The 1,907-nt window shown below is 64.7% G+C and carries 2 protein-coding genes and 1 pseudogene; all 3 read right to left on the bottom strand.

The annotated features are described in order from the left end of the window. Positions 1 to 670 (bottom strand): annotated as a pseudogene (locus AC5RUF_RS16295) (hypothetical protein); the annotation flags it as partial. Between the two features lie 202 nt (positions 671 to 872). Continuing rightward, the gene (locus AC5RUF_RS16290; RefSeq protein ID WP_494131287.1) at positions 873 to 1,301 is read right to left on the bottom strand and encodes an HIT family protein; all 429 of its coding nucleotides are present in this window, start codon (positions 1,299 to 1,301) and stop codon (positions 873 to 875) included. Between the two features lie 93 nt (positions 1,302 to 1,394). Then, positions 1,395 to 1,907, bottom strand: a 513-nt coding sequence (locus tag AC5RUF_RS16285; RefSeq protein ID WP_494131286.1) for a sulfurtransferase, incomplete at its 5' end; no start/stop codon positions are given.

Genomic DNA, 1,907 nt, shown 5'->3' with positions numbered 1-1,907 from the left:
GCGGGTCACTCGGCTCCACCGGATCAGTCGGCGGGTCACTCGGCTCCACCGGATCAGTCGGCGGGTCACTCGGCTCCACCGGATCAGTCGGCGGGTCGGACGGCACTGTCGGGTCCGCCGGGACGTCCCACGGGGCCTCGCGGTCAGGGCAATCCATCCACAGGTCGTTCAGGCTGAGGTTGTAGTAGTCGGTCAGCTCTGCGCCCGCCGGAAATTCCGGAGGATAAATTGTCTGGGGCCAGGTAAATGAGTCTTCGTATTGAATCATGTACTCGGCAGCCGCCCAGTTCTTCCATTCCTCCCCACAGATGCCAGGCGGGAGAAGGTCTGCAAGCCCCGACATGAACTGGGATCCGGGTTGTGAGGCCAATAGGGTCTGGGGACCTGAGTTATTCCAGGCAGCAGGAAGATCCGGATCCACTTTTCGATAGAAGTAAAAAGCGGTTTCAGCAGTCTGACTCTCATCAACGTCTACCGTGACCAGCTCACCGGCCCCATCTGCGGAGTCGGCCATAGCCGGGCCACCGGCCGCGACCGCCCACCCGGCCATAAGGGCAATTCCCGTCAGCAGCGACGTTTTGGTTCCCCTGCGGTTCCGGCGGGTTCCAGCGGTCCTGGCTTTGCCACCCGTTTCAGGTGTTTTGCGTGTGTTGTTTTCGAGGTTCTGCATGGTCCTTCTCACTCATCGGATGACGCCAGCAGGCGTCATTGTTGGTGAGTGAAAACAGGTTGGCCACAGTAATTACGCACGTAATCGTTTAACAGGTAAATCGATCATTTGCATCACTTGACCACAGACAGACGCGGCCCGGTTCGTTTCGGAGGAAACGAACCGGGCCGCACCGGGATGCTGCATTTGAACCGGTTCCGGGTCAGGCCCCGGGAACGAACTCCCCGTAGCCGGCATCCCGGAGTCCCTGCCGCAGCTTCTGGGCGTTGGCCTCCATCCGCTCCGGATCCGGGTTGGACTCGGCCCGGCTGAAGTCGAAGTCGTCCATCGAGTTGGCCGGCCAGACGTGCAGGTGCAGGTGGTCCACCTCGAACCCGGCAACGGTCAGGCCGGCCCGCTCCGAACCGAACACCTCCACCTGCGCAGCGCCTATGGCCCGGGCTACGGTGATGAGCTTCTGCATCAGCTCCGCCGGTGCGTCCGTCCACTTATTGATCTCCTGCCGCGGAACCACCAATACGTGGCCGTCGCTGAGCGGGCCGATGCTCAGGAACGCCACCACCTCGTCGTCCTTCCAGACGAAACGGCCGGGAATCTCACCGTTGATGATTCGCGTGAACAGGGTGGGCATGGGTTCTCCTTCATGGTGCTCCGTGCGGTCGACGGCGGGCAGGGAAGCCCGGAACGGCGGCGGGACGGGTCGGCCGGTAAACATAATTCGACGCTACCCCTTTTCCAGCGGCTCTTCAGCACCGCCGGGTTCGGAACCGGTAGCCACCGGCGCGCCGGGAGTGTTGGACCACTGCGACCAGGACCCCGGATACAGGGCCGCCGGAATGCCGGCCTGCGCCAGTGCCGCTACCTCGTGGGAGGCGAAGATCCCTGAACCGCAGTAGGCTGCCACCGGTCGACCGGGGCGGACGCCGATGGACTCAAAGGCTTCCCGCAGTTCCTCCTGGGTCCGGAAGGAGCCGTCCGCGGCGAGATTGTCGGTGGAGGGACGGTTCACGGCCCCGGGGATATGCCCGGCCAGCGGGTCCACCGGCTCCGTGTCGCCGCGGTAGCGCTCCGGTGCACGGGCATCGATCAGCACGCCGTCTGCGGCCACCGTTTCAACGTCCTGCATCCCGGCAACCGGCATGTGTCCCCAGGACAACTCAGCCGCTCCGGGCGCCGGGGTGACCGGGCCGCCCTCCAACGGCAGTCCGGCGGCGCGCCAGGCGGCCAGTCCGCCGTC

Source organism: Arthrobacter sp. Y3224198 (genome assembly GCF_059090025.1).
Note: the sequence above shows the minus strand (reverse complement) of the source record. Positions and strands in the feature narration are given on the sequence as shown.